This is a genomic window from Bacillus sp. MAG717A (assembly GCF_036884855.1).
Lineage (GTDB): Bacteria > Bacillota > Bacilli > Bacillales > Bacillaceae > Bacillus > Bacillus safensis.
Genome location: NZ_CP145733.1, coordinates 1,703,953 through 1,728,895 on the forward strand (window position 1 = coordinate 1,703,953; position 24,943 = coordinate 1,728,895).

A 24,943-nucleotide genomic window follows, 5' to 3' on the forward strand; every position below is an offset into this window, starting at 1 on the left:
GAGGGGACAGAGAGAATGGCGGTTGATATTTTTGAAAAACTGGAACAGCTGATTCAATACGGAATTAATCAAGAGCTGATTACACCACTAGATATCGATTATACGAGAAATCGGCTGCTTGAGGTGCTTGGGCTGGATGAAGCTGAGCCAAGAACAGTCTCAGGGGATGCGGAGCTTGAAGACATCTTAATGCCGATGCTGGATTGGGCAGTAGAGACTGGCCTTATCCTTGAGGGGACGGATACGTATCGCGATTTACTAGATGCGAAAATCATGGGATGCTTGGTTGCGCCTCCAAGTGTCATCTACGCAAAGTTTGAAGAGAAACGCCAGTATGAAGGGCCAGAGGCTGCTACAAGCTGGTTCTATGAAATGCAGCAGCACGCACACTATATTCATACAGGCAGAATCGCCAAAAATGTGCAGTGGTTTACACCAACAGATGATGGCGAGCTGGAGATCACAATTAATCTATCGAAGCCGGAAAAGGACCCAAAAGCAATCGCTGAAGCCAAAAAGCTTAGTCAAAAACAATATCCTCTTTGTCTCCTTTGTAAAGAAAACGTTGGGTTTGGGGGACGGATCAACCATCCAGCGAGACAGAATCATCGGATTATTCCTGTGACACTCACAGATGAATCTTGGTTTCTACAATTTTCACCTTATGTGTATTACAACGAGCACTGCATTGTGTTCAAAGGCGAACATGAGCCGATGAGTATCACCAAAAAGACCTTTGAACGATTGCTTTCTTTCATATATATATACCCGCATTATTTCATCGGATCGAACGCTGACCTTCCGATTGTCGGGGGCAGTATATTAAGCCATGACCATTTTCAGGGCGGTGCGCATGAATTTCCGATGGCGAAAGCGAAGCTTGAAGATGTTTTTACTCTGAGTGCCTTTCCGAATGTGAGGGCCGGGATTGTGAAATGGCCGATGTCTGTGATCCGCCTTCGAAGCAGCGATAGGCAGACGCTTGCAGACGCCGCAGACTTTATCTTAAACGAGTGGAAAATGTATTCAGATGAAGAAGTGGAGCTGCTAGCTCATACAGGAGAGACGCCGCATAATACCATTACACCAATTGCACGCCGACATGGAGATGACTATGAATTAGATCTAGTGCTGCGTAATAATCGTACAAACAAGCAGCACCCGGACGGAATTTTCCATCCGCACGAAGAAGTCCATCATATTAAAAAAGAGAATATCGGATTAATTGAAGTGATGGGTCTTGCAGTTCTTCCTGGTAGATTAGCAGAGGAATTAAGCCAATTAAAAGAAGCGCTGTTATCCCAAAACCCCCTTGAAGAAATCAAAGCCCGTCCTGCTATCACGAAACATGAAGCATGGGCAAAGCGTCTGCTTGAAGAGAACACCTTTACAGTGGAGAATACAGAAGCCATTTTACAAAAAGAAGTCGGCATGATTTTTTCTCGAATTCTCTCACAGGCGGGTGTGTTTAAAAGAACCGAGCAAGGGAAAACAGCTTTTAAACGTTTCATTCATACACTCATATAGGCAGGTGATTAGATGATTGAACAAGTAAGAACAATAATGGAAGAAAAACAGCTCGACGGTGTCTTAATTCAAAAGCGAAATAACTTCTCCTGGCTGACAGGAGGAAGAAGAAATCATATCGTGTTAAATACACCAGAGGGCGTGTGTAAGCTGCTTGTGTTAAAAGACGACATCGTCCTCATTGTGAATCAAATGGAAGAAAAGCGGATCATTGAAGAAGAGATGGCGTATATCGATCACCCATTTCAAGTAGTAACGATGGATTGGTATGAGGATGATACGACACACATTCAAACACTCACAAAAGACAAACGAATCGGGTCAGACATTCAAATGGATGGATTCGAATGGATCGAGCCGGATTTGTCGCAAGTTCGATCCATTCTTTCCGCATCACAGCTCCGCCAATATGAAACGCTTTGTCATGAAACAGCAGTCATTGTAGAGAATGTCTGTAAAGAAATCGTTCCAGGACAGACAGAGTACGAAATCGCATCGCTTGCGGCTCAAAAAGCGATCGCGCAGGGAATGACGATAGAGGTACTGCTTGTGGCAACAGATGACCGGATTCATCAATACCGTCATCCAATTCCAACAGACAAAAAACTTCAAAAGCATGCGCTTGTTGTCCTTTGTGCTGAACGGCACGGACTCGTGGCGAATGTCACAAGGTCTGTTTACTTCGGTCAGCTTCCAAAGGAGCTTGAAGAGAACAAAGAGCGGCTTGCACGAATTGACACGGTCATGAATGCCGCCACGCGCCCCGGTAAGACTTTGGGAGACGTGTTGAAAGCAGGTATTGCTCAGTATGAAAATGAAGGCTTCCCCGATAGCTGGAAAAAGCTTCATCAAGGAGGGAAAACGGGCTTTGTGTCTAGAGAAATGATTGCAGTTCCTTCATCGAAGGAAGAAATTCAGCTGCATCAAGTGTTTACATGGAACCCTTCATTGCCTGGATTGAAATCAGAGGATACGATAGTCGTAGAGAAAGAGGGGAACCGCTTTTTAACCTATACAGGCAAGTGGACATACATTGATGTTGAACATGAAGGGGACATCTATAGGCGCCCTGATATTTTAGTAAGAGATGAATAATTGCAGAATGCCGGCGCTGAGCCGGTTTTTTGCTGGAAGTCATTTAGTGGGATTCCACATATTCAACATGATTACCAATTCTTACAGCGTATAGTTAGAGGATCGATACTTTCTTTTCTTGTCAACTTGCGTTAAAATGAGTAAGGTTTTTGTTAAATGTGGGGATACCTATTTTGAAATTGTTTACCTAGATAAAATTTCATTAAGTTAAATTGAAATTTGACCAAACTTTTTTATTGTGGTAAACCTAAATTTGACAAAGTTATAGATTGTTTGTCCTTTGCCTTCAACTCTCAACTTTTCAAAATCCTAGTAATTTATTGTGTGTGCAATAATATAAATTTATGTCGAATTTATGACATTTTAAGAGAAATCTGTTGAAAAATAAATGAACTTTTGAAAAAAGGGAAGCTAACTCTAACAGATTTTGATAGCATTACAAAGGGAAGAAAAGTTTTCGAAGGCAGATGGCTTTTCACAATTATTCAGCAATTTATACATTATTTAAGGAAGGATGGTGATCTTCTTGTTCAGAGCCATTAAACCTATGCTTTTATTAGCGATGCTCGTGAGTGTTTTTGTATTAGGAGGTTGCAGCAATATCGCTGTTTTAGATCCTAAAGGACCAGTCGCAGCACAACAAAAAGACTTAATCCTTTTATCTATCGGATTCATGCTCTTTATCGTTGGTGCGGTATTTGTACTGTTTACCATCATTTTGGTTAAATACCGTGAGCGTAAGGACGTTGGAAACGCCTCTTATAACCCAGAAATACACGGGAATACGCTTCTAGAAGTTGTCTGGACAGTGATCCCAATATTAATCGTTGCTGCTCTTTCTATTCCAACTGTAAAAACAATTTACTCTTTGGAAGAGGCACCTCAAGCAACAAGCCATAAAGATCCACTTGTCGTTTATGCGACAGCTGTTGATTGGAAATGGATCTTTAGTTATCCAGAGGAAAATATTGAGACAGTGAACTACTTAAACATTCCAAAAGATCAGCCGATTTTATTCAAAATCACTTCCGCTGATACAATGGCATCCCTATGGATTCCTCAGCTAGGCGGGGAGAAGTATGCGATGGCTGGAATGGAAATGGAACAATATCTTCAAGCTGATGAAGTGGGCACATACCAAGGAAGAAACGCCAACTTCACAGGTGAGGGCTTTGCTCAGCAAAAATTCAAAGTCAATGCGATGACGCAGTCTGACTATGATAAATGGGTAAACAAAACGAAGAAAGAAGCACCGAAGTTAACGAAGAAAACGTATGACTACTTGATGCTTCCTGATGCTGCAGATGTGCAGACATTCTCATCAACACATTTATCCTTTGCGAAGCACGGAGAGGATTCTGAATATGCACTCCAAGCACGCAAACGTTTAGGTTACCAAGCAGTTTCTCCGCATTCCAAGACAGATCCTTTCGAGAATGTGAAGAACTATAAAAGAAAACTAGAAACAGAATAAACTGACTAAGGAAAGGAGGAGGCCGTTATGCATTTAAAATGGGATGAGTTTTTTGTAACTGGAGACCCATTAATTCTTGGTGCGCAAATTTCTATCGCTCTTACCTCCATTGCCATCGTGTTTGTTTTAACCTACTTTAAAAAGTGGAAATGGCTCTGGAAAGAATGGCTGACATCAGTTGATCATAAAAAGCTTGGAATCATGTATATCCTTGCTGCTGTGATTATGTTCTTCCGCGGTGGGGTAGACGGACTGATGATGCGCGCGCAGCTGGCGCTTCCTAATAATACGTTTTTAGATTCAAACCACTATAATGAAATCTTTACAACGCATGGTACGATCATGATTCTATTCATGGCGATGCCATTTTTAATTGGTTTAATCAACGTCGTTGTTCCTCTTCAAATTGGTGCACGTGACGTTGCATTCCCTTATTTGAACAACCTTAGCTTCTGGACATTCATGGTCGGAGCAATGCTGTTCAACATTTCCTTCGTTATTGGAGGATCACCAAGTGCAGGCTGGACGAGTTACATGCCGCTCGCCGGAAATGATTTCTCACCAGGACCTGGACAGAACTACTACTTGCTCGGGCTCCAAATTGCAGGTATTGGTACACTTATGACAGGTATTAACTTCATGGTGACCATCTTAAAAATGCGTACAAAAGGTATGACACTTATGCGTATGCCAATGTTTACATGGACAACATTGATTACGTCTGTCATCATCGTTTTTGCATTCCCTGTACTAACAGTTGCTTTAGCACTTATGACATTTGATCGTTTATTCGGTTCTGCATTCTTTACACTCGAAGCAGGCGGTATGCCGATGCTTTGGGCGAACCTATTCTGGATTTGGGGACATCCTGAGGTATATATTGTTATCCTGCCGGCTTTCGGTATTTTCTCAGAAATCTTTGCGACGTTCTCAAGAAAGCAGTTGTTTGGTTACAAAGCGATGGTTGTCTCGATTGTGGCAATCTCTGTTCTTAGTTTCCTTGTGTGGGTTCACCACTTCTTTACAATGGGGAACAGTGCAGCGGTTAACTCATTCTTCTCGATTACAACAATGGCGATCTCTGTACCAACAGGTGTGAAAATCTTTAACTGGCTCTTTACGATGTATCGAGGCCGTATCAGCTTTACATCACCAATGCTTTGGGCACTTGGTTTCATCCCGAACTTCGTAATCGGTGGTGTAACTGGGGTTATGCTTGCGATGGCAGCTGCGGATTACCAGTACCATAACACGTACTTCCTTGTATCCCACTTCCACTATGTATTAATCGCAGGTACTGTATTTGCTTGTTTTGCTGGTCTTGTTTTCTGGTATCCAAAAATGTTTGGCTACAAGTTAAACGAAAGAATCGGCAAATGGTTCTTCTGGGTATTCATGATCGGATTTAACATTTGTTTCTTCCCGCAGTACTTCTTAGGACTGCAAGGAATGCCAAGACGTATTTATACGTATGGACCAGAAGATGGCTGGACTGCACTAAACTTTATTTCAACAATTGGTGCATTTATGATGGGTATCGGATTCATCATCCTTTGCTACAACATTTACTACAGCTGGAGACACGCAAAACGTGAAGTGTCTGGAGACAGCTGGGGAGAAGGACGTACACTTGACTGGGCGACATCTTCTGCAATTCCGCCGCATTATAACTTTGCAGCACTTCCAGAAGTGACAACACCAGATGCATTCCATCATTGGAAGCAAAACAATGTAGACGTTCATCCTGAAAAAGAATTCAAGAAAATTCACATGCCGCACAATTCAGGCAGACCGCTGATCATGTCTGCATTCTTTGGACTTGGTGCATTCGGTCTTGTATTTGAATGGTACTGGATTGGCGTTATTGGCTTAATCGGTGTATTCGCAACGATGATTTTACGTTCATTCGAATATGACGATGGCTACTATATTCCTGTTGAAGAAGTAATCGAAACAGAGAAAAAGAATAAGGAGGCGCAGAAGTAATGGGACATAATGATAGCAGCTATGCAAATGCACCGCTTGAATATCGCTCTGAAACCGGACGTTTAAACATCCTTGGTTTCTGGATATTCCTTGGCGCGGAAATCGTGTTATTCTCAACACTTTTTGCGACCTACTTTGTTCTACATGGCAGAACAGCTGGTGGCGTTTTACCAGCTGAGCTGTTTGATATGAAACTTGTATTGATCATGACATTCCTGCTATTGGTTAGTTCATTTACATGTGGGATTGCCGTTCATGAAATGCGCCGTGGAAGTACAAAAGGGGTTGTCATCTGGACGATTCTCACACTGCTTCTAGGTGCAGGCTTCGTTGGATTTGAGATTTTTGAGTTCTTCCATTATGTACATGAGGGTGCGAGCATCCATACAAGTGCGTACTGGTCTGCATTCTTTGTACTCTTAGGAACTCACGGACTACACGTATCGATCGGTATCTTCTGGATTACCGGAATCTTGTTCCAAATTAAAAAACGTGGATTAACTCCACAAACAGCAGCGAAGATTTTTATCTCAAGTCTATACTGGCATTTCCTTGATGTTGTATGGATTTTCATCTTCACAGCTGTTTACTTGATCGGATTAGGGGGGCTTTTGTGATATGGCTGGAAAAACACATTCCTCAGCAGAGCACGAACACTTCCCTTGGAAACACGTAGTTGGCTTCATCCTATCCATTGTGCTGACAATCTTAGCATTCTGGATTGCCATTGGAGCTGAAATTGGCAGTTCCGCAAAACTATGGATTATCTTTGGTTTTGCGTTCATTCAAGCATTCTTGCAGCTGTTCATGTTTATGCACATGACAGAGAGCGAGAACGGAACTGTTCAAGTCGGAAATACTTTGTTTGGTCTGTTCTGTGCGATTATCTTCGTCATCGGATCTGTTTGGATCTTTGCGGCTCACTACAGCCACGGAGAGAACAGTAAAGACGGTTATTCACCGTCTGCACCAAAGCAGTCTGAGCATTCAGAGAAATAATAAAAAAACCACTCATCTCTTGAAGGTGAGTGGTTTTTATCATAATGGTGATAACGCTTCCAATAGTTGGGCGATATCTATCTGCTGCTGAATCTTTTGCGAATGAATGGAAGTCCGTAGATGAGGAACGCTGCAATGTGAGCCAAAATCACGTTAATGGCAAAGAATGCGATCATGAAGGTATGTCCTGCTGGAGATAAACTGCTTGTCATGTAAAGACCGAAGAAAATCCACATAATCATAATGGGTGGAATAGATGCTAATGCAATCTTTCTGTTTTCCAGCCATAAAAACAGGGGTGTAGCCGTTGCAATACATAGGTACGCAAAGAACATATCCATCGTATCCAACTCCTTTTTAAGTTGATGTTCAAATCAAATGAGAGGTCAGGATGCAATTGTGTCTGTTTTTAGGAGATATTGTGAACATTTTGTTACAGGTATTATACCACAATTGACTTTGAAGTAAACGTAATAATTGGAAAATGGGCCTTATTCCATACAAAATGGTTTTAATCCTCATTCCTCAGTGCAGCTTATCTCATCTGATGTTTACTTTTCATATCGCCACATAGGTCATTGAATTTTCCCCTTAAAATCTGTAAAATAAACTTTTTAAAGGACTTGAGATCGGTTGAATGAAAAGTGTATAGAGGAATTTTTTCCTATTGTTAGGATGAAAAGTATTTCATTTTTTGAAAATTGAATGGAACCTTTCGGATGTATCTTCCGTCATATTTAAGGTGAGTTGATTTTGTGAAAATTTCAATCTAATATAAATAAGGGCGTTTATGTTTTGTAATAAGGGTGGTTAGTTCATGAACAAGCAGAATACATCTCCTTACTATCAAGGAGATTTGATTTTTATATTTTTAGCCTTCTTTGCCATCAGTGTCATTGCGATTTATGCTGCGGGTCAATTTGGGCAGTATGGAACTAATGCATGGACGAGGCAGATTATTTACTACATGGTCGGAGTTATATGTATTGTAGCCATAAATTATTTTGATTTGGAGCAATTAGAGAAGCTAAGTCTCTATATTTTTATAGGTGGCATACTGCTGTTACTTTTTCTGAAAGTTGCTCCTGCAAAAATTGGAAGTCATGATTTTGCTCCAATTAAAAATGGTGCAAAAAGCTGGTTTGTGATACCAGGGGTTGGAACACTTCAGCCCTCAGAGTTCATGAAAATTGGTTTGATTATGATGCTCGCATCTGTCATCGGCAAGTCAAGCCCTAGAGGAAAACGGACATTAGAAGATGATATCTTTCTACTATTAAAAATTGCTGGGGTGTCAGCTGTACCAGTTGGACTAATTTTCTTGCAGGATGCAGGGACTGCGGCTGTTTGTATGTTTATTGTCGTCGTGATGGTGTTTTTATCAGGGATCAATTGGAAACTCATTTCTCTTATCGGTTCAGTGGTTGTGCTTTTAGTTGCCTCTATTTTAGCCGTGATCATCTTATTCCCTGATTTTGCGAAAACAATCGGCATTCAGCAGTACCAGATCAACCGTATTACCGCTTGGCTGCCTGATAGTTCTTCGACAGCCAACCAAGCACAGACGCAGGATGCATCTGGATCTGATAAATATCAAGTAGAGCAGGCGATTATGGCCATTGGTGCAGGTCAGATTTTTGGGAACGGCATTAAAAACTTAAAGGTCTATGTTCCTGAAGCACAAACGGATATGATTTTCTCTATTATAGGTGAAGCCTTTGGCTTTATCGGCTGTGCGTTTGTTGTGATCATGTTCTTCTTCTTGATCTACCGGCTGGTCGTGCTGATTGACCGAATACATCCTTATAGCCGATTTGCATCATTCTTCTGCGTCGGATATACAGCCTTGATTGTGATCCATACGTTCCAGAACATTGGAATGAACATAGGCGTGATGCCTGTAACAGGGATTCCGCTCTTATTTATCAGCTTTGGAGGAAGCTCTGTCTTGTCCGTTCTGATTGGATTCGGGATCGCCTATAACGCAAGCGTTCAATTAACGAAATATCAAAGTTATTTATTTAAATAAAACGGGTAAGGGCAGTCTAAGTATAGGCTGTCTTTTTTATTGCGAGTTTTAATTTTTGAAAAGCCCTATGTTTTTGTTTTATGATAGAAGAAGTCAAGGAGGTCTTCGAGTTGAACAAAACGATAGAAACCATATTAAATCATCGATCCATTCGTTCGTTTACAGACGAGCGTTTGAAAGAAGAAGAGGTACTGACACTGATCAAAAGTGCACAGGCTGCTTCAACATCAAGCTACGTACAGGCGTATAGTATTATTGGTGTAACAGATCAGGAGAAGAAGGCCAAGCTTGCTGAACTGGCTGGGAATCAGCCTTACGTTGAGAAGAATGGGCATTTCTTTGTCTTCTGTGCAGACTTGAAACGCCATGATCATATTGCAAAAAAAGCAGGGAAGAATCATCAGGAGGCGCTTGAGAATACAGAAGCCTTTCTCATTAGCGTCATTGATGCGGCATTGGCTGCACAAAATGTCAGTGTTGCCGCAGAATCAATGGGACTTGGAATCTGCTATATTGGCGGACTGCGTAATCAGCTGAGAGAAGTCTCTGAAGTGCTTGAAACGCCATCTTATGTGCTGCCGTTATTCGGTTTAGCTGTTGGGCATCCAGCTAATCAGTCGTCTCAAAAGGAACGGCTGCCAGTTGAACTCATATATCATGAAAATTCATATCAGCAAGATGAAGCGCATGTGGATCGTTATTTAAAAGAATATGATGATCGTATTTCCGCATATTATGAAGCACGAACAAACGGCGAGAGAAAAGATACGTGGTCTGAGCAGATGCTGCGAGGCTTTAGCCAGCCAAAGCGTGCCTTTCTTGGAGAATTTGTAAAAGAGAAGGGCTTTAATCGAAAATAAATAAGACATCCCCCTTTCGTTTGAGAGAGGGGGATTTCTGTAAGAGGTGCAGCATGATGAAATTAAGTATACTGGATCAATCTCCTTTGATAGGAGGTGCTACGCCTGCTGAGGCTTTGAAGCAGACGGTTGAACTGGCGAAGCAGGCGGAAAAGTGGGGTTATCACCGTTTTTGGGTATCAGAGCACCATTTTTCAAACCGGCTTGCAGGATCGAGCCCAGAGGTGCTTCTCGGCCATTTATCAGCCGTTACGTCACACATACGCATTGGATCGGGCGGCGTCATGCTTCCCCACTATAGTGCCTATAAAGTAGCAGAGAACTTCAGGGTTCTCGAAGCACTGGCTCCGGGCAGAATTGATCTTGGGATTGGACGTGCCCCTGGTGGTATGCCTATTTCATCCATTGCCCTTCATCATGGTGAGCGAAAGCGTTTAGGTGATCAATATCCTGAGCAAGTAGAAGAATTGAAGGTGTATTTACACGATCTAGCGGATGAATTTTACCCGCTGCCTCATTTGACTGCTTCTCCGAAGGTAGAGACCGCGCCAGAAGTTTGGATGCTCGGTTCCTCTGGGGGGAGTGCAAGGCTTGCGGCGAAAGCAGGTGCAGGCTACACGTTTGCTCTTTTTATTAATGGTGAAGGTGGAGAAGATTCTGTAGAGCAATATATCAATCGGTTTGAACCTTCAGTATTCGGTGATCAGCCGCGTGTCAGTCTGGCAGTCTTTGTTTTATGTGCTGAAACAGAGGAGCAGGCAGAAAAACTGGCTGTCAGCTTAGATTTATCTTTACTTGCCAATGAACAGGGGCTGAAGCTTGAAGGCTTTCCTTCATATGAAGAGGCACAGGCGTATTCTTACAGTCCATATGAACAAAAACGAGTGGCTGCCAATCGTCAAAGGATGGTCGTTGGAACACCAGCATCTGTGAAAAAGCAGCTGACCACTCTCGCCAAGGCTTATCGGACAGATGAATTGATTGCTGTGACCATCACACATCACGTGCAAGACCGGCTCACATCGTATCGTTTATTAAAAGAAGCCTTTGATGCATAACGTATGTATATTTATCGTCCAAGCAGCCAGTAAAAGGGGAAAAGCAGCATCATAGCGAGGAAGAAGGCGGCTGACACCAGCAGGCTGAGCGGGTAGATACAGGAAGCATAAACAGTCAGCTCGCATGCTTGATGAAAAGGACGAGGCTGCTTCGTATGTAAAAAAGTTAGTAAATAAACCAAGGTGATCGTCAAAAAGCAGTAAAAAAAGAAACGATCCATAGCCATATCAATATGAGTTTCTCTTTCCTCCATATATGATCGAAAAGCCTTGATGAGCTTATCCGCTCATACAAGGCTTTTCTTGTGATTCACATTTATTCAGGGTAAATTTCGAAAGGTTCCTTCGTTTGTACGGTATCTGATTTTCCTTTCAAACTTGCATACGCAAGCATTGTATACTCACCAGCTTCAAGCTTCTGGCCTTGATTGATCGTACCATTCCATTTTACGCGATGCTCTCCTTTATCAACATGTTGATAAACACCAGCTTCACCTAAATACTCTCCATCTGTCGAGTAGACAAGGAATGCAAGGTTCTCAGCACCGCCAGGCAGGTAGCTGCTAATGACATAGCTTCCAGCACGATTGTCGGGCTCTACGGAAACAGAAGTGACGCGCGGATAATCTGGCTCTTTCACAATCAATAAAGTAGGGATTTCCGTGACCTTTCTGCCATTTTCGCGAATGGTTATGCTGCCTTGGTACGTCCCTTTTTTGGTTTTTCCGTAATTCACCTGTACTGCGGAAGTAAAGGATCCAGTGGAATTTCCTTTGACGGTGATTTTTTTCGTTCCGTTTGTACTAATGCCGCTGCCATTGAATTTGTAATCAATGGTATACGTTTTCGGTGCTTTTGAAAGGTTTTCTACCTTGAATTTCTTCGTTTTGATTTGAACGCCTTTTTCCTTTAAGAAAGTGCCGTAAGAATAGCTCGCATCAGAAACGATAGAAGACGCTTGAAGTGATTCCATGATTCGAACGCTGCCTGTTCCCTGTGTGTTATGAGGGAATGGGCTGCCATTTGCGTCAAACAGTTTTTCTGCTGTATTCATCAGCAATGCTTTGATTTGTTCAGTTGAGTACGATGGTTTTGCTTGTTTGATGATCGCTGCAACTCCTGCCACATGCGGAGATGCCATACTTGTTCCTTGCTTAGAACCATATCCGTAAGGCTGAGATGGATCATGTGTTGGGATCGTACTCACAATGCTGACGCCGGGTGCTGATAGATCAGGCTTAATCATCCACGTATCCACAACCGGTCCGCGGGATGAGAAGTCAGCGACTTGCTCACTAAGCTCTTTGACAAATTGAATGGAGAAAGCCGTTGTATTGCTTCCAGCCTCAATGGCTTTCACAAGCGCTGTTCCTTCAGCTTTTGACAGCTTAATTGTAGGAAGTGCGAGACCTGGTACATCGACTGGGATTTCTCCATCGGTATTGTTATACATCACAACGCCGATTGCACCAGCTGCTTTTGCATTGTCGACTTTATCAACAAAAGCAATGGCACCACGTTCAATGACGGCCACCTTTCCTTTAACATCGATGTCTTCAAATGCCTTTTCGTCACCGATTCCAGCTTGGACGAGTGTGACTTGTTTTTGGTCAAGCGCTTTTAAATCACTCTCTTGGTAGTAGCCCATGACTTTTGCAGTGGAATAGTTCGGGAATTTCACATTGTAAAGGCTGTACGGAAGCTGAGTTGCTCCGACAGAAATGGCATCTCTTGATGTGCCAGGTGAACCGACTGTCCAGTTGTTCGGACCGCTGTTTCCATTGGATGTAACAGCGACAACGTCTTCAGACATGGCCCAATCGAGAGCGATGCTCGTTGCATAATCAGGGTTATTGACACTGTTTCCAAGAGAGAGGTTCATGACATCTGCTCCGTCAGTAACCGCCCGATCGATGCCTGCAAGAACGTTCTCAGTTGTTCCAGATCCACCTGGTCCAAGTACACGGTATGCAAGAAGTGTTGCATCCTTTGCGACACCTTTAATTTGTCCATTTGCCGCGATCGTTCCTGCGACGTGTGTGCCGTGATCTGTGGATTCACCTCTAGGATCTCCTTTAGGTGTCTCTTGCGGAGAATAATCATTATCAACAAAATCATAGCCTTTGTATAAACCGAAGTTTCCTTTTAAATCAGGGTGGGTATAGTCTACTCCAGTATCAATGACTGCGACTTTGACCCCTTTTCCAGAATAGCCGGCATCCCATGCTTTTGGTGCACCGATAAATGGAGCGCTCTTATCCATAAGCGGGGAGACATCTTCGTTTGGAAGCTGGATGCTTTCCTTTTTCACTTCATCGGTTTTATATGTAACATCCGGATAAACGGCTTTTACTCCATCAACTGCAAGCAGCTTCGGGATTTCGTTTGCAGGAAGTTTCATAGAGAAACCAGAGAAGACTTTTTCATATTCTTGACGAACACTCGCTTTATCTACCTCTTTGAGTGCTGCGCTCTTTACTTTTGTTCGAGATTTTTTGAGGGAGGCTTTTGTTTGTGCTTCGCCGTCTTGCTTGGCTTCAACTAAGGATTTTTCCTTTAATTCAACAATGACAGTGGTTTGTTTTTTCGAGTTGACATTGATTTCACCGAAGATTTCTGCTTTTTCTAGTTCCGCCTTTTTGTTAGAAGGAGCAGCAGCAGCCTGTTGACCGGTAAAGAATGTGGATAAAATAAAAATAGTGGAGAACAATAGAACAGAAGAACGAGATATGACCTTTTTCATTAATTTTCCCCTTTCTAGCTGTGTTTTTAGGGAGATAGCCTTTCTTTTTGTGGATAAATAGGAAAGATTCACTGCCCGTTATTAAGTATTCAATATGTTGAAAACAATTCCTTTACTAAAATGGTCTTATTTTACATAGTTACAAAGAACTATTTTGTTTATAAAGTCGCACTTATTCACAAATGTCTGTTGATAACTCGATTATTAAGATACATATATGGAAAATAAAAAATTTACATACACAAAATCTAGTGAGAGGGTGTTGATATGTGGATAAACCCTGTTGATAAGGTGTGCTTATCTTTGGGATAGCGTGTGCATAAAATTTTCAATGAAACATCTAGGCACATGATGATCTTCTGCACTTTTCAACAAAACTTCTGAAAACTAGTTTGTTTTTTCACCCAGATTGTGACAAACCTCTCTTTTTTCTCGGGATATGATAGGAGCAGTTGTTTTGATAGAGCTGCTAGATTCTAAGAAAAGCGGAGGGATGTTCAGTGAAGAAATTAAAAAGCTGGTTGAGCGTATGGTTTGGTTTCATGATGAATGTGCTTGTGAACCCTGGTGTGATGATGAAGCAGCAAGGGTTTCAGGCGGCCGCGGCGGATGCCGGATTCTTTCAAGTAGTGAAAGAGAGAGAGCTGGAGAAGCTGGCAGAAGAGCATAAGAAGAAACGCAGGGCAGAGAAGCGGTTGACTCAAAGTCTGATGATGCTTGAAGAGAAGACGATGCGAGAGGCGCGTGCTGGTCCGCTCTTACCTTTACAGAAAAAGTGAAACAGGGTAAAATCCCACATAAGAAATGTTATCTGCTGGGAGAGGATACCCCTTGAAGATATATAAAATATTGAATAACAACGCAGTGGTTGTAAAGGAGGGCGATCAGGAGAAAATTGTGATGGGACCCGGAATTGCTTTTCAGAAGGGGAAAAATGACGTCGTTCCTCTTCAAAAAATAGAGAAAATCTTTGTTGTGCGTGAAGAAAATGAGAAATTCAAACAAATTCTTGCCACATTGCCAGAAGCGCATATTGAGGTGGCAGAGCATATCATCAGTTATGCAGAAGGTAAACTCATGATGCCGCTCAGTGATCACATCCACATATCACTGACTGATCATTTGTCCTTCGCCATTGAACGCCTTCAAAAAGGCATTGTGTTATATAATAAATTGCTTGGTGAGATCAAAGTCTTATATAAGCAGGAATATGAGATTGGAAAGTATGCCATTCGTTATGTAAAGGAGCGGCTGGGGGTCGAACTGCCGGACGATGAGGCAGGATATGTGGCACTTCATATTCATACGGCCAAAATGAATACGGAGTCCATGAAAAAGACCGTAAAATATACAACGATGATCAAAGAAATGATCGAGCATATTGAAAGCTATTTTCAGCATTCAATTGATGAGGATAGTATTTCCTATCAGCGGCTTGTGACACATTTGAGGTATGCATTAGGCAGGTTGGAATCGAATGAGGCATTTCAAATCATGGACGATGACATGCTGATTTTTATCCAAACAAAGTATGATACGGCTTACCGGTGTGCCCTTGGACTTGCTGATTTGTTAAAAGATGAATATGGACTTCATCTCCCTGAATCGGAGATCGGCTACATCACGCTGCATGTCCAGCGTCTGCAGGAAGCCGAATTGGTTTAAAATGATCGTGCCTGCATGCAGGCTTTTTTTTATGCACACTACTCTTATTAGTGTATATGGGTCATTGGATTTGAAAAAAGAGGTTGACGCATGTCACAGTCTTATACTATGATGAAAGCGTCATCAAAATTTGATATCGCGGGATTGTGACTGTCAGGCAGGCAAGACCTAAAATTTGCGTAACGAGGGGACGTGTATGTCCTTTACTCGTTGGTGAATTTTAGGTCTTTTTTGCTTTAAAAAAGGAGGAGACATCATGGATTATCAAAAAACAGCCAAAGAATTAACAAGTCTGTTAGGCGGCAAGGAAAATGTCATCAGTGCCACACATTGTGCAACAAGACTCAGATTGGTGGTGAAAAATGAGGATTTGATTGACAAAGAGGCCATTGAAGAACTTGAAGGAGTGAAGGGGGCTTTCTCAAGTTCAGGACAATTTCAGGTCATTTTCGGAACGGGATCTGTCAACAAAGTGTATGAACCATTTGCTCGTGAGACTGGTCTCGAGACAGGCGACGAGAAACAAAAGCCTGTCAGCCATGATGAAGCAGTGAAACAAAAAATGAATCCACTTGCGCGTTTTGCAAAGACATTATCGAATATTTTTGTACCGATCATTCCAGCAATTGTGGCAAGTGGTTTATTAATGGGTCTATTAGGTATGATGAAAGCCTTCAAATGGGCTGACCCAAGCTCTGCGGTCTTCCAAATGCTTGATATGTTCTCAAGTGCAGCCTTTATCATTTTGCCGATTTTAATTGGGGTCAGTGCAGCGAAAGAGTTTGGCGGAAATCCATATTTAGGGGCCGTCATTGGGGGAATTATGATTCACCCGAATCTGCTTAATCCGTGGGGATTGACGGAAGCAAAACCAGAATATATGCATTTATTCAATGTTGATATAGCTCTTCTTGGTTACCAAGGGACGGTTATTCCAGTGTTATTGACCGTATATATCATGTGTCTTGTTGAGAAGAATTTAAGAAAAGTGGTTCCGAACAGTATTGATTTACTTGTGACCCCATTTGTGACGGTGATTGTAACTGGATTTGTGACGTTTATTGCTGTTGGCCCGCTTGGAAGAATGCTTGGTACAGGAATTTCGAATGCGCTGACGTTTATTTATGACCATGCAGGGTTCTTAGCAGGACTCATTTTCGGCGGTGCTTACTCTTTAATTGTGCTCACAGGGGTTCACCATAGCTTCCATGCGATTGAGGCAGGATTGCTGAATGATATTGGACGTAACTATTTGCTGCCAATTTGGGCAATGTCCAATGTCGCGCAAGGCGGGGCAGGATTGGCTGTCTTTTTCTTAGCCAAGCGTGCAAAAACAAAAGAAATTGCCCTTCCTGCTGCTTTCTCTGCTTTTTTAGGAATTACCGAGCCTGTTATATTCGGTGTAAACCTTCGCTACCGTAAACCATTTATTGCGGCGATGATCGGGGGCGCATTGGGCGGAGCATTCGTCGTTTTCACGAAGGTAGCCGCCAATGCTTATGGTTTAACAGGCATTCCGATGATTGCGATTGCAGCACCATTCGGTGTTCAAAATGTGGTCAATTATGTAATTGGTATGTTAATCGCTGTTGCTGTTTCATTTATTCTCACCATCATTTTTAAAGTAAAAGAAGTCGAAAAATAATCAAGGGGTGGTCACAGTCATGACAACAACTGACGCAGCACTTCGTCAAAAGATAGCAGAACGTATTCGAAACTATGAGCATTTGGTTAAAAAGGATGTGTACCGGCAGCAATTTCATTTAATGCCGCCAGTCGGTCTTTTAAATGATCCGAATGGACTGATTCAGTGGAAAGGAATTTATCATGTTTTTTATCAGTGGCAGCCATTTAAAACGGGACATGGTGCAAAATTCTGGGGTCATTACACATCGACAGATCTAGTGAATTGGCATCACGAAGAAGCCGCTCTTGCCCCAAGTGATTGGTTTGATCAAAACGGCTGTTATTCTGGCAGTGCATTTATAGACGATGGGCAGATGCATGTGATGTACACTGGAAACGTTCGAGATGAACAAGGGAACCGTGAGACGTATCAATGTTTAGCTGTTTCAGAGGATGGCATTCACTTTCAGAAAAAAGGTGTCGTGGCAATGCTGCCGGAAGGTTTCACTGCCCATTTTAGAGATCCAAAGGTATGGAAGAGGAATGGTCAGTGGTACATGGTTCTTGGTGCACAAAGTTTAGACCTGAAAGGACACCTTGTTTTGTTTACCTCTGATACGTTAGAGAAGTGGACGTTTCAAGGCACGATTGCAGGCAGTGGAAAGAATGGTTTAGACAATTTCGGCTATATGTGGGAATGTCCAGACCTGTTTGAGTTAGACGGCCGAGATGTATTGATTGTATCACCGCAAGGGCTCAAGCCGGATGGTTTAAAATATCACAATACCCATCAATCAGGTTATTTTGTTGGGAGATTGGATGATCATACTTATCAATATACGCATGGAGCGTTTGAGGAGCTGGATCGAGGCTTTGACTTCTACGCGCAGCAAACCTTTTTAGACGAATCAGGCAGACGTCTTTTAATCGGGTGGATGGGGGTGCCTGATCAAGGAGAAGAGCATCATCCGACGATTTCTTATCAATGGATACACTGCCTCACGATCCCGAGAGAGCTCCGTTTAGATGATGACGGACATCTCATTCAAAAACCAGTAAGTGAACTTCAATCCATGCGGACCAATGAACAAGAGCATGTTTTTCATATTAAACGTTCTGTTCATTCTATCCCTGTAGATGATATTACGAGCGCAGAGGTATTCATTGATCAAATTGACACACAGAAAGGGTTTGAATGCTGTATCCGTGCAGCTGCACGGATCATCTATGATAAAGAGGAAGGGAAGCTGACATTAGAGCGGGATCGATTTGAAGATCGATCAAAGGAAGTTCGTGAAGCGGTCATAGAGGAATTACACGACCTGCATATCTTTATTGATGCATCGTCGATTGAGATTTTTGTAAATGGTGGCCGAGAAGTTTTTACTGCACGTTACTTTCCTTCCCCGGGAAATAAATCAATCTCCATCAGTGGAAGAAATGAAACAAAGCTGACATTGAAGACATGGCATTTACAAAAAGAAGCAGGTCGTTGATCCGAACCCTACATGTGATGATTAATATGATGTGAAATTAAAAGTAACCAAAAACAGCACGTCATATAAAAAAAGGAGATTCAGAGCCGTCTGCACCATTGATAGAAAGGTGCGAGTAGAATACATTTCTCTATCAGATAAGCGAGGTGCGGGAAATTGGGTACCCCAATACCGCATCCTCATCTTATTCCACTGATCATAAGTGGAATTTTTATTTTCATTGTTTTTTTGCTTTTGGACCAATGGTAATCACAACGTCTACATATCCCTCGCCATCAATTCCATTATATTTTCCGGAAAACGATCGTTTCCCATTTGCTTCACTGTTCGTTTTACTTTATCTGCTGTTCTTTATAAAAAAGGTTTACTTTATTAAGTATGAGTGATAACATACATTTAAATTATTGGTAATAAACATTACTTTTATATAAAAAATAGTAATTTTTATTACGTAAGATAAATCATAAAAATTTTTTGAGGTGCGTGATAATCCTTTGGGGATAGGGGTTGCATCATTTATTTTATTTTTTGAAAGCGCTATCTTATTGGTTTGTGTATGGAAATGAACCACTTAGTTGATTGTTCCACTATCCAAAAAGAAGAGGAGTGTATGTTGGTCAGTGATTTATCACCAGTGGTTGGATGTTATCAAGGCATGTAAAGAAGATGCTATTGTTAACAATTAAATAAACGAATCTATTATATCAATATGAAGTTAAGGGGTGTATTTGCATGGGAGTATGGAATTTTAAAGGCGGTTCTATCTGGTCAGAGAATGGATTCATTCCAAATAAGTCTACAAGAATAACAGTTACTCATGAGGACGATAGGGAAATTCATTTATCTGAATCTAGCGTAATTGTACCAGGATTAGTCGATTTTCATTGCCATTTATGGGCACCTGGAGCGGAGATTGGTGTGACAGATAAACAATATCTCTCCTCAGGAGTAACAACAGTTGGGGACGCAGGTACTTTTGGCTATGACGGATGGGAGGAAGCAAATCGTTATTGGGAAAAGAGCCCATTAACAGTTCGTTCTTGGTTATCAGCCTTACCAGAAGGGCTAACCAATCATCCCAACCCTAACCCAACCAAGCCAGAAAGTATTTCGTTGGATCGAATTGTTGAAGTTGCATCTTTAGCTGATGATCGTTTATTAGGAATTAAGATTCGCTTAGGTCAGGTGGACATAACGACTGACCGGTCTTTATTACGCTTAGCAAGAGAAGCAGCCGATCGAACTGATTTACGAATAATGGTTCATTTAACTGAAACTAAACTAGATATTGAAGAGGTAACACAATATTTTAATAAAGGGGACATTCTCACTCATCCATTTCAAGGAAGGGATGGAAACGTGTTAAATACTGCCGGGAAGGTAAAAAAAGAATTTCTAGATGCAGTAGAAAGAGGGATAGTATTAGATATCGGTCACGGTAGAAAACACTTTAATTGGAATGTTTTTTATAAATGCTTAGCTGAGGGAATTAAACCAGATACTATCAGTTCAGATTTAACAAGCGCGTCATGGAGAAAATACCCTGTTTATAACATGAGCTACATCATTTCTAAAATGATTGTAGGTGGACTGTCTCTAGATGAAGCTTTTAGAACCGTTCTGGTAACAGCTCCTAAATTGTTAGGAATTGACGATTTTACTTTTACTCCAAATAACCTTGTGGTTCTGGATTCTACTTCTACTGAGACTGCTTTTCCTGATGTAGATGGAGAAACCGTGTTAGGTAACATTAATTATCAACCGAAACACTTAATATTTAATGGTATACCAGATATTGAGAGCGTTTCTAGTTGGAAATAAACGTTTTTGCCAGATATATTTCATTTTTGTTCGCTGTCTTGAGGAAACAACAGAAGGGTAAATGGAGATACTCTTACACATCTTACAGAACCGTAAGAGTATCTCTTTAATTTTTAGATAAATGTAAGCGTTATCAAAATTTCTTTTTAAAAGGAGGAATTTGATTGGAAAATTCTCAATTGAATTTCGAAAAGAAGACGATTCGAAAGGTGACACGAAGAATTATTCCGTTACTATTTTTACTCTATATTATTTCTTATCTAGACAGGGCAAATGTGGGATATGCTGCATTGGAAATGAATGAAGCACTAGGACTAACAAGTAAAATGTTTGGTCTTGTGACAGGTATTTTTTTTATTGGTTATTTTCTGTTTGAAGTACCAAGTAATATTTTAATGCAAAAATTTGGGGCAAGAGTTTGGATTACTAGGATACTCTTTACTTGGGGAATTATTTCTATGGCAACTGGGTTTGCTCAGAATGCTACCCAGCTCTATATCATTAGATTCCTTCTTGGAATAGCAGAGGCAGGTCTATTTCCAGGTATTATTCTATACCTTACTTATTGGTTCCGAGCTAAAGAAAGAGCAAGTACAATTGCGATGTTTATGACAGCAATCGCCGTTTCTTATATTATAGGTGCTCCCGTTTCTACTTTAATTATTGATCATATTCATTGGATGAATGTGCCTGGATGGCGTTGGATGTTTATTATCGAAGGCGCCCCTGCTGTTATTTTAGGGTTTGTTACATATTTCTACTTAACAGACCGGCCAGAACAAGCAAAGTGGCTAACAGCCGAAGAAAAAAATTGGTTGATTTCAGAATTAAGAAGGGACGAGGAGCTACGAGAAAAGAAAGGCAAACAAACAACTAGTCATAAGACGGCCTTGACTGATCCTAAACTGTGGTACCTCGCCTTAATTTACTTTGTATATACTGCAGGTACACTGGGCGTTGGATATTGGATGCCCCAAATTATTAAAGGATTATCTGGCTATTTATCAAACACCCAGATCGGCTTCATTGCTACAATCCCTTACATTATTGCTTCAATCGTCATGAATTACTGGTCAAGACGCTCAGATCGCACTGGTGAAAGACGTATGCACACAGCTTTACCGTTACTCGTAGCTGGTTTAACGTTACTCAGTGTAGGAATGGTATCCAATCCATTTATTGCAATGATTTTCATCACCATATCATTGGCAGCCATGTATTGTTTTAAAGGTCCTTTTTGGTCATTACCCACTATGATATTGAGTCCAGCCACAGTAGCTGTTGGAATTGCAGTCATTAATTCAATTGGAAATCTAGGAGGTTTTGTTGGCCCTTATGCAGTTGGATGGCTAAAAGATGCTACAGGAAAAATGCAAGCCGGTTTGATTTTCTTAAGTATTATTTTAATAATAGCTTTCATATTAGTATTAGCTATGAAATTTGAGCAAAAAAGAACTGCCTTCAAGAGTCAGAAGGAAATAGGAGAAATCCGGCTTGAAAAATAATTTCTCTACAATCTGAGCAGATCAATGATCTGCTTTTTTCTAGTTAAATCAGCCTATATCTTAAGGTCTATATCGTGTATATACAAGGTTGGCCTAAAGCGGTTTGATGACGTTTTACATATATGATAACAGGTGGAATTATGGTATCATTTTAAAATATATACAGCTGAGGCTGACGTTTATCCAAATGCGGTAGGACAAAAAGGGGTTGTTTACTTGAATTCAAAACAGCAGCCGACGACTAGAAAACGCTTGGAGACAATGGCAGATCATGTTGAAGATAAACGTGAAGAATATAAAGAATTGCTCATTCAAGTTCAATCTATTCTCGGTGAACCTTCTTTAGAGCAGGAAGAAGTGAAAGAGAAGCTGACAGATACGTATAAACAAATGAAAGAATATGCTTTATTTGTTGAATCCATCGAAGCCTTTATTCGAAAAATGGCGAAAGAGTCCGATCAGCAAAAATAGGCATTCAAGTATGGATAAAAGAGTGTACTCGGTTGCGGGTATGCTTTTTTATTTCGGTCAGATTATTCAGAAATTTAAATGAAAGCGTTGACATTCTTATTGTCATGTTAAATAATAAATAAAAATTCATCTGAGCATGTACAGGAGGAACGATATGAACCATACAACCAAGAAATGCCTGATCACCTTTATGATTGTCCTATTTTCTATAAGTTTTCTTTTTCCTTCCATTTCTTCTGCCCGAAATCATACGTCGTATGCTGCATCAACTGCTTCAGTCCCGTCTGGTCAATATTATCGTTCACAAGAGGTAGCTCTGCATTCTCACGTTCAAAAAGCTTCTCTTTATTACACAACAGATGGCAGCCAGCCGACAACTCAAAGTCAGTTGTACAAAAAGCCCATTCATATCGAAACAGATACGACTTTAAAAGTAAGCGTTTACAAGAAAAGTCATCGCCTTTCCACGTCTACATACAATTATCGGTTTGTCACACGAGAGGACATTGCATCATCTTTTTTATCTTTCGAATACAAAGGAATGCCTTATCGGCTGTATATTCCAAAAAATCGTAAGAGGGGTAAAGCCTATCCTCTCGTCCTGTTCTTACATGGAGGAGGTGAGAGGGGAACAGACAATCAAAAGCAGTTACTTGCGAATGATGGTGCAGTTTTATGGGCTTCCCCTGAAGTCCAAAAGAAACATCCTTCGTACGTATTAGCCCCTCAGGCGCGAAATGCTGTGGATGGAGGCTTTGCATTAACAAGAAATTTGCAAAATGAAATCGATCTGACAAACGTGTTTCAATTTTCACCGGATTTACACAAAGCTTATGATGTCCTTCAGCATGTGTTAACTTCTTATCAGATTGATCAGAAAAGGATTTATGCGACGGGTTTATCACAAGGTGGATTTGGCACCTACCAGTTGAACATCACATATCCTCGTTTGTTTGCAGCGATGATTCCTATTGCTGGGGGTGCAGATCCAAGCAAGGCGGGAATTCTAGCACACAAGCCGATATGGGCATTTCATGCAGAAGATGATTCCATTATCCCTATCAGCTATGCGAGAAATACAATTCAAGCTATTCAAAAAGCAGGCGGCCAGCCACTTTATACGGAGTACGCAAGCAAGTATGGATATGACCATGCATCATGGACGCCTGCTTATGAGACGCCAGGCTTAACCGATTGGCTGTTTGCACAGAGAAGAAGCTTTCGATAAACAAAAAACCGATTCACCTAAACGGCGAATCGGCTTTTTTCTGTTTTATTTGTCAAAACGATGAGCAGAATGCTTTGTTGGTCCGATGTATTCGTTTAGCTGGAAAGAGCTTTTGATGGCAGCAGTGATGAATTCTTTTGCTGCATAAATGGCTTCTTTCACGTCTGATCCATTCGCTAGTTCAGCTGTGACTGCTGCTGAGAATGTGCAGCCTGCGCCGTGTGTGTATTCTGTGTCGATTTTATCTGTTTCAAGGCGTTCGAAGGTTTGTCCATCATAAAGCAAATCGATGGCTTTGTCCTCGCTTAGCTTACCGCCTCCAGTGATGACCACATATTTTGCACCAAGTTCGTGAATGCGTTTTGCTGCTTCTTCCATTTGTTCGATTGTTTTGATCTCGCCGATTCCGCTTAATTGACCTGCTTCGAAAAGGTTAGGTGTAATAACGGTTGCAAGTGGCGTGAGCTTTTCGCGCAATGCTTCCGCGTGCTCTGGGTAAAGGACTTCATTCGCACCCTTACAAACCATTACAGGATCAATGACGACATTTTTTAGGTCGTATGTTTTGATGGTGTTAGCTGCAAGCTCGATCACGTCGACGGTTGGGAGCATACCTGTTTTCAGTGCATCTACACCAATGCCTTCTACAATGGTAGAGAGCTGCGCGCGAATCGTCGCCGTATCAATTGGAAACACCTGATGATCCCAATGATTATGAGGGTCCATTGCAACGACAACGGTTAAAGCTGTCATCCCGTAGACGTTTTTTTCTTGAAACGTTTTTAAATCTGCTTGGATACCTGCACCGCCGCTTGAATCCGAACCTGCGATGGTGAGTGCTTTATTCATAGACATAGTTGCTGAACCTCCAATGTGATGTGTAACAGTTATTGTTCTATCCCTTATTATAATCAGCTTTTCCATTTATCACAATGAAACGGCATAAAAAAGCGTTCCTCTCTTCGGAACGCCTTTCTTTCTTACCTTTTACAAATCACCAATTTCCCTTTTTTCAGTTCGTCTAAAAGGGTTAAAGCTAACTTTTGATCGGCGCCAACTGACATCATTTTGGTCATCAGTTCATCATCCCGGGTGCGAATGACATTGGCGACTTGATCCCAAATCCCTTGATCGACCGAAGTCATGCTTTTGGCGTCTGTATACTCCGTTACGGTATCAGAGCGTTCTGGGTCGTACGCAAAAACAAATACAGCGTCCTTTGTTGAACCCGATGAATGAAAGTGGTCGATAGCCTGTTTCGCTTCTTTACTATTCTCAGCTGTGATATATTCCATTATCATCACTCCTTTTCATCAAAAATTCCCATTTTCCCGTCAAATCAAACCGCCTTTTATATCAT

At 41.4% G+C, this 24,943-nt stretch carries 22 protein-coding genes; 17 read left to right on the top strand and 5 right to left on the bottom strand.

Going from position 1 to position 24,943, the window contains the following annotated elements; genetic code table 11:
* The first annotated feature begins 15 nt into the window (after positions 1–15).
* The 6 genes from galT (at position 16) to qoxD (ending at position 7,081) form a co-directional block, all read left to right on the top strand.
* Positions 16–1,527, top strand: coding sequence for a UDP-glucose--hexose-1-phosphate uridylyltransferase (gene galT / locus V6Z54_RS08700; RefSeq protein WP_338527930.1), 1,512 nt, complete (start codon positions 16–18; stop codon positions 1,525–1,527).
* 12 nt (positions 1,528–1,539) lie between these two features.
* Complete coding sequence (locus V6Z54_RS08705; RefSeq protein WP_073978820.1) at positions 1,540–2,622, top strand: aminopeptidase P family N-terminal domain-containing protein; 1,083 nt, start codon at positions 1,540–1,542, stop codon at positions 2,620–2,622.
* A gap of 517 nt (positions 2,623–3,139) precedes the next feature.
* Positions 3,140–4,096 (top strand): cytochrome aa3 quinol oxidase subunit II, encoded by a 957-nt coding sequence (gene qoxA / locus V6Z54_RS08710; RefSeq protein WP_087976235.1) that lies wholly within the window; start codon positions 3,140–3,142, stop codon positions 4,094–4,096.
* A 27-nt stretch (positions 4,097–4,123) separates the two neighbouring features.
* Positions 4,124–6,082, top strand: coding sequence for a cytochrome aa3 quinol oxidase subunit I (gene qoxB / locus V6Z54_RS08715; RefSeq protein WP_007497822.1), 1,959 nt, complete (start codon positions 4,124–4,126; stop codon positions 6,080–6,082).
* Positions 6,082–6,699, top strand: a complete 618-nt coding sequence (gene qoxC, locus V6Z54_RS08720) for a cytochrome aa3 quinol oxidase subunit III (RefSeq protein ID WP_039182371.1) — start codon at positions 6,082–6,084, stop codon at positions 6,697–6,699. Before qoxB ends, qoxC begins: the two co-directional genes overlap by 1 nt.
* 1 nt (position 6,700) lies before the next feature.
* Positions 6,701–7,081, top strand: coding sequence for a cytochrome aa3 quinol oxidase subunit IV (gene qoxD / locus V6Z54_RS08725; protein WP_007497818.1), 381 nt, complete (start codon positions 6,701–6,703; stop codon positions 7,079–7,081).
* A gap of 77 nt (positions 7,082–7,158) precedes the next feature.
* On the opposite strand, the gene V6Z54_RS08730 is transcribed toward qoxD, so the two are convergent.
* A complete protein-coding gene (locus V6Z54_RS08730) occupies positions 7,159–7,422 on the bottom strand; it encodes a spore morphogenesis/germination protein YwcE (protein WP_008345491.1) in 264 nt (87 codons plus the stop codon).
* Between the two features lie 476 nt (positions 7,423–7,898).
* Here V6Z54_RS08730 and V6Z54_RS08735 point away from each other — a divergent pair, with 476 nt between their 5' ends.
* The 3 genes from V6Z54_RS08735 (at position 7,899) to V6Z54_RS08745 (ending at position 11,028) form a co-directional block, all read left to right on the top strand.
* Positions 7,899–9,110: an FtsW/RodA/SpoVE family cell cycle protein gene (locus V6Z54_RS08735; protein WP_041087681.1), complete on the top strand. Its 1,212-nt coding sequence runs from the start codon at positions 7,899–7,901 to the stop codon at positions 9,108–9,110.
* A 110-nt stretch (positions 9,111–9,220) separates the two neighbouring features.
* Positions 9,221–9,970, top strand: coding sequence for an oxygen-insensitive NADPH nitroreductase (nfsA, locus tag V6Z54_RS08740; protein WP_041087682.1), 750 nt, complete (start codon positions 9,221–9,223; stop codon positions 9,968–9,970).
* A 53-nt stretch (positions 9,971–10,023) separates the two neighbouring features.
* Positions 10,024–11,028, top strand: coding sequence for an LLM class flavin-dependent oxidoreductase (locus tag V6Z54_RS08745; protein ID WP_041087684.1), 1,005 nt, complete (start codon positions 10,024–10,026; stop codon positions 11,026–11,028).
* Positions 11,029–11,039: 11 nt separating this feature from the next.
* On the opposite strand, the gene V6Z54_RS08750 is transcribed toward V6Z54_RS08745, so the two are convergent.
* The gene (locus tag V6Z54_RS08750) at positions 11,040–11,255 is read right to left on the bottom strand and encodes a hypothetical protein (protein WP_338527931.1); all 216 of its coding nucleotides are present in this window, start codon (positions 11,253–11,255) and stop codon (positions 11,040–11,042) included.
* Between the two features lie 89 nt (positions 11,256–11,344).
* Positions 11,345–13,771, bottom strand: a complete 2,427-nt coding sequence (locus tag V6Z54_RS08755) for a S8 family serine peptidase (RefSeq protein ID WP_338527932.1) — start codon at positions 13,769–13,771, stop codon at positions 11,345–11,347.
* Positions 13,772–14,271: 500 nt separating this feature from the next.
* Here V6Z54_RS08755 and V6Z54_RS08760 point away from each other — a divergent pair, with 500 nt between their 5' ends.
* The 8 genes from V6Z54_RS08760 to V6Z54_RS08795 all read left to right on the top strand — a co-directional run bounded on the left by V6Z54_RS08760 (position 14,272) and on the right by V6Z54_RS08795 (position 23,583).
* The gene (locus tag V6Z54_RS08760) at positions 14,272–14,550 is read left to right on the top strand and encodes a hypothetical protein (protein ID WP_041087688.1); all 279 of its coding nucleotides are present in this window, start codon (positions 14,272–14,274) and stop codon (positions 14,548–14,550) included.
* A gap of 52 nt (positions 14,551–14,602) precedes the next feature.
* Positions 14,603–15,436 carry a PRD domain-containing protein gene (locus tag V6Z54_RS08765; protein WP_039182354.1) on the top strand — a complete coding sequence of 278 codons (834 nt, stop codon included), beginning with the start codon at positions 14,603–14,605 and terminating at the stop codon, positions 15,434–15,436.
* 256 nt (positions 15,437–15,692) lie between these two features.
* Positions 15,693–17,081: a sucrose-specific PTS transporter subunit IIBC gene (locus V6Z54_RS08770; protein WP_039182351.1), complete on the top strand. Its 1,389-nt coding sequence runs from the start codon at positions 15,693–15,695 to the stop codon at positions 17,079–17,081.
* 19 nt (positions 17,082–17,100) lie between these two features.
* Positions 17,101–18,558, top strand: coding sequence for a sucrose-6-phosphate hydrolase (locus tag V6Z54_RS08775; RefSeq protein WP_338527933.1), 1,458 nt, complete (start codon positions 17,101–17,103; stop codon positions 18,556–18,558).
* 732 nt (positions 18,559–19,290) lie between these two features.
* On the top strand, positions 19,291–20,379 hold the full coding sequence (locus V6Z54_RS08780; RefSeq protein WP_338527934.1) for an amidohydrolase family protein: 1,089 nt from the start codon (positions 19,291–19,293) through the stop codon (positions 20,377–20,379).
* A 164-nt stretch (positions 20,380–20,543) separates the two neighbouring features.
* A complete protein-coding gene (locus tag V6Z54_RS08785; RefSeq protein ID WP_338527935.1) occupies positions 20,544–21,884 on the top strand; it encodes an MFS transporter in 1,341 nt (446 codons plus the stop codon).
* 216 nt (positions 21,885–22,100) lie between these two features.
* Complete coding sequence (locus tag V6Z54_RS08790) at positions 22,101–22,355, top strand: hypothetical protein (RefSeq protein WP_041087697.1); 255 nt, start codon at positions 22,101–22,103, stop codon at positions 22,353–22,355.
* 154 nt (positions 22,356–22,509) lie between these two features.
* Positions 22,510–23,583, top strand: a complete 1,074-nt coding sequence (locus tag V6Z54_RS08795; protein WP_073978830.1) for a chitobiase/beta-hexosaminidase C-terminal domain-containing protein — start codon at positions 22,510–22,512, stop codon at positions 23,581–23,583.
* Positions 23,584–23,628: 45 nt separating this feature from the next.
* Here V6Z54_RS08795 and V6Z54_RS08800 read toward each other — a convergent pair whose 3' ends face one another.
* Positions 23,629–24,438 (bottom strand): bifunctional hydroxymethylpyrimidine kinase/phosphomethylpyrimidine kinase, encoded by an 810-nt coding sequence (locus tag V6Z54_RS08800; RefSeq protein ID WP_073978831.1) that lies wholly within the window; start codon positions 24,436–24,438, stop codon positions 23,629–23,631.
* 125 nt (positions 24,439–24,563) lie between these two features.
* The gene (locus V6Z54_RS08805; RefSeq protein ID WP_338527936.1) at positions 24,564–24,878 is read right to left on the bottom strand and encodes a general stress protein; all 315 of its coding nucleotides are present in this window, start codon (positions 24,876–24,878) and stop codon (positions 24,564–24,566) included.
* Positions 24,879–24,943: the final 65 nt, after the last annotated feature.

What these genes read in the sequence shown, in the direction of transcription:
- galT (WP_338527930.1), top strand. Translation starts at nt 16, where the DNA reads ATGGCGGTTGATATTTTTGAAAAACTGGAACAGCTGATTCAATACGGA.
- V6Z54_RS08705 (WP_073978820.1), top strand. Translation starts at nt 1,540, where the DNA reads ATGATTGAACAAGTAAGAACAATAATGGAAGAAAAACAGCTCGACGGT.
- qoxB (WP_007497822.1), top strand. Translation starts at nt 4,124, where the DNA reads ATGCATTTAAAATGGGATGAGTTTTTTGTAACTGGAGACCCATTAATT.
- qoxC (WP_039182371.1), top strand. Translation starts at nt 6,082, where the DNA reads ATGGGACATAATGATAGCAGCTATGCAAATGCACCGCTTGAATATCGC.
- qoxD (WP_007497818.1), top strand. Translation starts at nt 6,701, where the DNA reads ATGGCTGGAAAAACACATTCCTCAGCAGAGCACGAACACTTCCCTTGG.
- V6Z54_RS08730 (WP_008345491.1), bottom strand. Translation starts at nt 7,422, where the DNA reads ATGGATATGTTCTTTGCGTACCTATGTATTGCAACGGCTACACCCCTG.
- V6Z54_RS08735 (WP_041087681.1), top strand. Translation starts at nt 7,899, where the DNA reads ATGAACAAGCAGAATACATCTCCTTACTATCAAGGAGATTTGATTTTT.
- V6Z54_RS08745 (WP_041087684.1), top strand. Translation starts at nt 10,024, where the DNA reads ATGATGAAATTAAGTATACTGGATCAATCTCCTTTGATAGGAGGTGCT.
- V6Z54_RS08750 (WP_338527931.1), bottom strand. Translation starts at nt 11,255, where the DNA reads ATGGCTATGGATCGTTTCTTTTTTTACTGCTTTTTGACGATCACCTTG.
- V6Z54_RS08755 (WP_338527932.1), bottom strand. Translation starts at nt 13,771, where the DNA reads ATGAAAAAGGTCATATCTCGTTCTTCTGTTCTATTGTTCTCCACTATT.
- V6Z54_RS08770 (WP_039182351.1), top strand. Translation starts at nt 15,693, where the DNA reads ATGGATTATCAAAAAACAGCCAAAGAATTAACAAGTCTGTTAGGCGGC.
- V6Z54_RS08775 (WP_338527933.1), top strand. Translation starts at nt 17,101, where the DNA reads ATGACAACAACTGACGCAGCACTTCGTCAAAAGATAGCAGAACGTATT.
- V6Z54_RS08780 (WP_338527934.1), top strand. Translation starts at nt 19,291, where the DNA reads ATGGGAGTATGGAATTTTAAAGGCGGTTCTATCTGGTCAGAGAATGGA.
- V6Z54_RS08795 (WP_073978830.1), top strand. Translation starts at nt 22,510, where the DNA reads ATGAACCATACAACCAAGAAATGCCTGATCACCTTTATGATTGTCCTA.
- V6Z54_RS08800 (WP_073978831.1), bottom strand. Translation starts at nt 24,438, where the DNA reads ATGTCTATGAATAAAGCACTCACCATCGCAGGTTCGGATTCAAGCGGC.
- V6Z54_RS08805 (WP_338527936.1), bottom strand. Translation starts at nt 24,878, where the DNA reads ATGGAATATATCACAGCTGAGAATAGTAAAGAAGCGAAACAGGCTATC.